This window comes from Herminiimonas sp., assembly GCF_030645555.1.
In the GTDB taxonomy this organism is placed as follows: domain Bacteria; phylum Pseudomonadota; class Gammaproteobacteria; order Burkholderiales; family Burkholderiaceae_D; genus Oxalicibacterium.
This window is the reverse complement of record NZ_JAUSME010000170.1, coordinates 1-6,557: the sequence shown is the minus strand read 5'-3', so window position 1 is coordinate 6,557 and position 6,557 is coordinate 1. Positions and strand designations below refer to the sequence as shown.

The 6,557-nt window shown below is 56.2% G+C and carries 5 protein-coding genes and 1 pseudogene; 3 read left to right on the top strand and 3 right to left on the bottom strand.

Features of this window, described 5'->3' with window-relative positions:
- Window positions 1-112 precede the first annotated feature (112 nt).
- Complete coding sequence (locus Q7T06_RS06815) at window positions 113-988, bottom strand: DNA ligase (RefSeq protein WP_304782380.1); 876 nt, start codon at window positions 986-988, stop codon at window positions 113-115.
- 373 nt (window positions 989-1,361) lie between these two features.
- Here Q7T06_RS06815 and cls point away from each other — a divergent pair, with 373 nt between their 5' ends.
- From cls to Q7T06_RS06800, 3 genes and pseudogenes are all read left to right on the top strand, one after another.
- On the top strand, window positions 1,362-2,687 hold the full coding sequence (gene cls / locus Q7T06_RS06810) for a cardiolipin synthase (RefSeq protein WP_304782377.1): 1,326 nt from the start codon (window positions 1,362-1,364) through the stop codon (window positions 2,685-2,687).
- A gap of 209 nt (window positions 2,688-2,896) precedes the next feature.
- Complete coding sequence (locus Q7T06_RS06805) at window positions 2,897-4,375, top strand: sensor domain-containing diguanylate cyclase (RefSeq protein WP_304782374.1); 1,479 nt, start codon at window positions 2,897-2,899, stop codon at window positions 4,373-4,375.
- A pseudogene (locus Q7T06_RS06800) lies at window positions 4,323-5,153 on the top strand (YcaO-like family protein); the annotation flags it as partial. The gene Q7T06_RS06805 and the pseudogene Q7T06_RS06800, both read left to right, overlap by 53 nt.
- A 57-nt stretch (window positions 5,154-5,210) precedes the next feature.
- Here the strand turns inward: Q7T06_RS06800 and Q7T06_RS06795 are convergent.
- Window positions 5,211-5,912, bottom strand: coding sequence for an ABC transporter ATP-binding protein (locus Q7T06_RS06795; RefSeq protein ID WP_304782372.1), 702 nt, complete (start codon window positions 5,910-5,912; stop codon window positions 5,211-5,213).
- Window positions 5,909-6,557, bottom strand: a 649-nt coding sequence (locus tag Q7T06_RS06790; RefSeq protein WP_304782369.1) for an ABC transporter ATP-binding protein, incomplete at its 5' end; no start/stop codon positions are given. The genes Q7T06_RS06790 and Q7T06_RS06795, both read right to left, overlap by 4 nt.

Genomic DNA, 6,557 nt, shown 5'->3' with positions numbered 1-6,557 from the left:
GTGGCGCAGGTCAGCACCAGCGCCGTCACTGCGTGTGAGAAATTAGAGATGCGCATGGTGTGCTCCTGTATGGATAACGACATTGAATAAAGATATTGAATAACGGCTGGACCTAACGCGGCGCACCCGACATGTCTGCACGCACGCGCAAAAAACTGGCAAAGCGCGGAATGCCGCTGTCATTCCAGCCCCTGTAACGGTACGTCACCCAGCTGCCTACTGGTGGCGGCGCAGCGCGTTCTGCATCACTAAATCCGCTACCAAGTTTAAAGCGTTGTCCGGCGGCTGTCTCTACCAATAATGCGCCCAGCCGGCCCTGGTGCTTGCCCTTGCCAGGCACATGGGCCAGCACCTGCGCCTCGGCATCATCATGCAGCTTCAGTTTCAACAGGTCGTCATTGCGCTCGGCACGATACAGCGATGCGCCGCGATGCAGCATCAAGCCTTCGCCACCCTCTTTCGTAATCGCCGCCAGCATTTTTTGCAGGCTGGGATGGTCGCCCACCCTGCTTTGCCTGACCGCTTGCACCCAGGACAAATCCATCGCCCTGACGGTTGATTCCAGCGTCAGCAGTCTTTGATCAAAGGTGCCGCCATGCGCAGGCAAATCGAATACCATGTAGCGCATTTTCCGCCACGCAGCATCGTCTGGATTTTGACGGCGGGCGATAGCTACCGTTGCAGAGAACTGGCCGCGACCAGTCCACAACTCGCCATCCAGCGGCGTCTGCGGCCAGCCGGCAATGAACCATGCAGGCGGATGGATGCGCTCTCCACCTCGCGTCAATAATTGCTGGCCATCCCAGTACGCGCGCATCCCGTCATATTTTTCACTGACCCAGTATTCAGCCAAAGCAATGCCGGGATGATAAACATTGGCCAGCATGACTGGCGCACGCAACTGCTGCCGGTCTTCAGCCGCCGCTGCAGGCGTGCATAGACTGGCACCAGCCAGCCAAATGGTAAAAACCAGCTGCAAGATGCGCATGGAAATTTCCTGTCGTGATGGTATGCGGCTTTTTGGGCCATCATACCGGACCCGGCCCGCCCATTAGCATGCATGGATGCACTGACAGCGCTTCCCGGCCTTGTCCTACAGACGCCGCGTCTTTTGCCTAGCATGATGGGGTCAGCGATATTTACCTATAATGAACATGGGCACGGTCATTTCTGCCGCCCGGCAATCTGTCTTGCAGACCTGTATTAAAGAGAAAAAATATAGTCCGGCTTGTCGTTGGCTTGCTGAGTTCAAGTCATTCTCGATTCTGTTGAACAATCTAAAAATAGCCCAACCTATGATGCAAATCTCTTTTCCTGCGCGACTTTTCAACAAGCTTCTTCTTGTCGTTCTTAGTCTTGCCATGGGCGCCTGCGCTACGCTGCCCGACGTTCAATATTTAAAGACATCGCTGGACCCGCAAGATAACGCGACTATACAAACAGCTCAGGGCACGATGTCAAAACAGAAAACCGAATCATTGCTGGCGCAACGCCTGCACAGCGCAAAAGTCGACTTGCCGGAACTGGCTGCCCTGGAAGAAGCAGCAACCGGCAGTCCACTGATTGCCGGTAACAAGCTGACCCTGCTCAATGACGGCCCGCAAACGATGGCGGCAATGAAAGCTGCCATCAGGAATGCAAAAGACCATATCAACCTTGAAACCTATATCTTCGATGAAGATGGTCTGGGCGAAGATTTCGCTGAACTGCTGATGCAGAAACAGCGTGAAGGTGTGCAAGTCAACATCATCTACGACAGCATAGGTTCGCTGGGTACGCCGCCGGAATTTTTTCAGACCTTGCGCGATGCCGGCATCAGCGTGCTCGAATTCAATCCAGTCAATCCATTCAAGCGGATGATTTCATGGCGTTTGAACAACCGTGATCACCGCAAGATACTGGTGGTCGACGGCACGATCGCCTTTACCGGCGGCATCAACATTACCAATGATTATTCATCTGGCTCGCTATTCCGTTCGCGCGCAAAAAGACGCTCACAACTGGGCTGGCGCGATACGCATATCCAGGTCGAAGGCCCTGCGGTCGCCTCATTCCAGTGGTTGTTCATGCAGACATGGGTCAGCCAGAAAGTCGATGATCTGGCAGCCAGGAAGTATTTCCCGCCGCTCAAGCCTGAGGGCGACAAGATAGTGCGCATCATCGCCAGCGAACCCGGTGGCGGCCACGAAGTCTACAAAGCCTATGTACTGGCGATGCAGGAAGCCAAGACATCGATACACATTACCAATTCCTACTTTGTCCCTGACGTGCAAATGATAGAGGCACTCACCAAGGCGGCCCAGCGCGGCGTGGATGTGAAGATCGTGTTTCCCGGCGTCTCCGATGCCGGTCTGGTCATGCATGCGGGCCGTTCGTTTTACAGTCAGTTACTGGCTAGCGGCGTGCGTATCTTCGAACTGCAGGCATCGGTGCTGCATGCCAAGACCGCCATCATCGATGGCTACTGGTCTACCGTCGGCTCGACCAACCTGGACATGCGCAGCTTTTTGCACAATAGCGAAGTCAATCTGATCGCCATTGATCAGAGCTTCGGCGCTGTCATGGAAAGCGCATTCAGTGAAGATTTGAAAAATTCGATAGAAGTCAGCGCTGAAAAATGGGAACAGCGTCCATTTTCAGATCGGATGCGGGAATGGATGGCGCGCCGTCTGGAGTACTGGCTATAGCGCCAGTCTTTGCTGCGACTGTCTGACACGCATGCCGCAGACCATTGCCGCTCGGCAAGCGCTGCATGAATCAGGTATCCCGGGTAGGCTATAATGTCCGGTTACCTGTTATGGCAAGAATTTTGACTGCACAAGCCCCATTCCCCGACAATAAATCGAAAAGACGCTCCCTTCAGGGGCCGCTTATTGCATTCATAGTGTTCGTTACCGTGGCACTCATAGGTATCGTCGCATTGAATAGCTGGAATGCGCGCAGCACCAAGTTGCAAGAGACCGGGATAGTGACCGGCAATATGGCCAGGGCACTGGCGCAGCACACGGAAGGCGCTATCGAAAGCGTCGATAACATCCTGGTTGGGCTGGTTGATACGCTGGAGCAAAACAGCTGGAACACGGCACATCTCGCGCACCTGAATCACTTCATGCGCCAGCACGTATCCGAACGACCGCTGTTGCATGGTCTCTTCGTCTACGATGAAAAGGGACGATGGATCGTCAATTCGCAGGAAGTTCTGCTGAAAAACATGAATAACGCCGACCGCGATTATTTCATTTTTCACCGCAACCATGCTGACCGCGGACCGTATATAGGGCCACCGATACGCAGTCGCTCCACCGGCGAATGGATCATTACCGTTTCGCGCAGACTGGAGCATCCTGACCATAGCTTTGCCGGTGTGGTGCTGGCAACCATCAACATGGGATATTTCAGATCCTTTTACGATAGCTTCGATATAGGCAAGGCCGGAGCCATCGTGATGACCTCCACCAGTGGCACCATGCTGGTACGACGGCCCTTCGATGAAGCGATCATAGGGAAAGACGTCAGCAAAGGACCGGTATTTCAGCACTACCTGTCTCACGGCCCGTCGGGAACCGTGATGTTGACCGCCAAGGTTGACAATGTTGAACGGCTTTACAGTTACCGCAGTCTCGATCATTACCCTATCCTGATGGCAGTTGCGCTTTCAAAAAAAGAAGTGCTTGCCGGCTGGCGCAATGAAACCTTGCGGTTTACCCTCGCCAGCACAGTCGCAATTGCCTTGCTGGCTCTGCTGGGCTGGCACCTTACCCGTCAGATCGGCATACGTGAACGGGCGCAGTCCGATCTGCGCACGACCAGGGATGATCTGGAAAAAATCAACAGTGAACTGGCTGCCCTGGCGCTGCAGGACGGCTTGACCGGACTGGCCAACCGGCGTCGTTTCGACGCGGCTCTGGATCAGGAATATGCGCGCGCGATGCGCAATGGAACAGCACTTGCGCTGATCATGCTGGATGTCGATCTGTTCAAGGAATACAACGATACCTATGGGCATCCGCAAGGCGACGAATGCCTGCGCAATATCAGCCGGGTACTGAAGGCCGCATCCACACGCCCCGGCGATCTGGTCGCTCGCTACGGCGGTGAAGAATTTGCCATCCTGCTGCCAGGAACTGATATTGCCGGTGCAACTGCAGTCGCCGAACGCGCCCGCCTGGCTATCCAGGCGATGAATCTCGCGCATTCGGAAAGCCAGAACGGCATCGTCAGCATCAGTGCCGGCGTCACGGCCATCATACCGGTGCGTAACGGCCATTCAGCGCCGGATCTGCTCCGCAGGGCTGACCAGGCACTTTACAAGGCCAAGGAACATGGCCGCAACCGTGTCTGTTCCGCCGATCAGGCTGAACCTGAAGCCTGGTAGCGCAAGTCATTTCCTTAAAAACCGGCAGCACATATTGCCGCCAGATGGCGAAGTTCTGGTCGACCTGAACTCCGGCAATGTGGCACGTGGCATTTGCGCCCTGCCCTACACGCGCCTGCGCGACGCTGCGCAAACCTATATCCCGGTCAACATCATCGGCAACCGGTATGTCAGCAATGGCATGGCGGCCGGCAACACGATGATGGAAGCGCGCAGCCAGGCACTGTCTGAAATTTTCGAGCGGGCCATCAAGTACCGCATCATCAGCGAAGGCCTGTGCCTGCCGGAAGTGCCGGACGAAGTCATTGCCCGTTTCCCCAACATCCAGGCCGGTATCGCCGGTTTGCGCGCAGCCGGTTTCGGCATCCTGGTCAAGGATGCATCGCTGGGCGGCAAATATCCGGTGATGAACGTGACGCTGGTGCATCCGAAGGATCAGGGCGTGTTTTCCAGCTATGGCGCACATCCGCGTTTCGAAATTGCACTGGAACGCGCAATGACGGAACTGCTGCAGGGCCGCGCACTCGATTCGCTGGAAGGATTCCCGGAGCCCGGCTTCGACATGAATGAAATCAATGCCGTCGCCAACCTGGAAATCCACTTCGTCGATTCCAGTGGCGTGATCAGCTGGAACTTCATGGGCGACACGCCCGACTTCCCGTTCGCGGACTCGAACTTCAGCAACACTACCGAGGAAGATTACAACTGGCTGGTCGATTGCATACACGGCGAAGGCAAGGATATCTACGTCGCCGCTTTCAGCGAACAAGGCGCATACAGCTGCCGCATGCGGGCGCTCACGCCTGCATGCCGCTTTTTCACCTCAGGAACATCCTCAAACCGCCAGCCATTCCTGGCGCACGGCGGCATCGGAACGCAGCGCTTGCGGCGTGCCTTCAAACACGATTTTTCCATGCCCCATCAGATAGACCCGCCGGGAAATATCCAGCGCGATCGCGAGCTTTTGCTCTATCAGCAACACCGACACCCCGCGCCTGACCAGTTCCTGCAAAAATCCCGCCACCAGCTCCACCATCTGCGGCGCCAGGCCTTCGGTCGGCTCGTCTATCATGATCAGATCGGGATCGCCCATCAGGGTCCGGCATAGCGCCAGCATTTGCTGTTCGCCACCAGACAATACGCCAGCCAGCACCTGGCTGCGTGCCTGCAGTTGCGGGAACAGCCGGTACATGTCGGCGGCAGTCCAGCGCGTCGGCTTGCCTTTTTTCTGGCCCAGCATCAGATTCTGTGCCACGCTCAATGCGGGAAATACATCCCGGCCTTCCGGCACATAACCCAATCCCCGCTGGGCGATTTCAAATGTCTTCAAGCCGAGGATATCTTCCCCCTTGTAGCGGATGGCACCTGTTGCCGCAAGCTGCCCCATTACCGCCTTCACCGTGGTCGAGCGTCCCGCGCCATTGCGGCCGAGCAGACTGACTATCTCGCCTTCATGGACCACCAGATCAACGCCATGCAGCACATGGCTCTTGCCGTAAAAGGCATGCAGGTTTTCAATTTCCAGCAAGGCACTCATGCGGCATTCCCTGTCTCGCTAGCACTGCCCAGATAGGCTTGCTGTACCAGCGAATTGTTGCGTATATTCGCTGGCGTGTCACATGCAATGATTTCGCCATGCACCAGCACCGCGATGCGATCGGCCAGATCGAATACCACGCCCATGTCGTGCTCGACCATCAACAAGGTCTTGCCTATCGTGACCTTGCGTATCAGTTCGACTGCTGCCTCGGATTCGGAACGGCTCATGCCGGCGGTCGGCTCATCAAGCAAGATCACTGCGGCGCCACCGGCTATCGTGATGCCGATTTCCAGTGCGCGCTGCTCCGCATAACTGAGCAAGCCGGCGGCTACATGGCGGCGCGCCTGCAAGCCGATTTCTTCCAGCATCTTTTCGGCGCGCTCATTGGCATCCTGCAAGCCGTTCAAGCGCTGCCAGAACGAATAGCGGTAACCGAGCGACCACAGTACCGCGCAGCGCAGGTTTTCAAACACGCTCAGGCGATGAAAAATATTCGTGATCTGGAAACTGCGCGAGAGCCCGAGGCGATTGATTTCGTGCGGCTGGCGTTCGCTTATGCTGGCCCCATGCAACAGGATGGCGCCGCTGCTCAAGGCATGGCGACCGGAAATCAAATTGAACAGCATGGATTTTCCGGCGCCA

Excerpts from the sequence above, each read along its gene's own strand:
- Q7T06_RS06795 (WP_304782372.1), bottom strand. The coding sequence starts at position 5,912 with ATGAGTGCCTTGCTGGAAATTGAAAACCTGCATGCCTTTTACGGCAAG.
- Q7T06_RS06815 (WP_304782380.1), bottom strand. The coding sequence starts at position 988 with ATGCGCATCTTGCAGCTGGTTTTTACCATTTGGCTGGCTGGTGCCAGT.
- cls (WP_304782377.1), top strand. The coding sequence starts at position 1,362 with ATGGGCGCCTGCGCTACGCTGCCCGACGTTCAATATTTAAAGACATCG.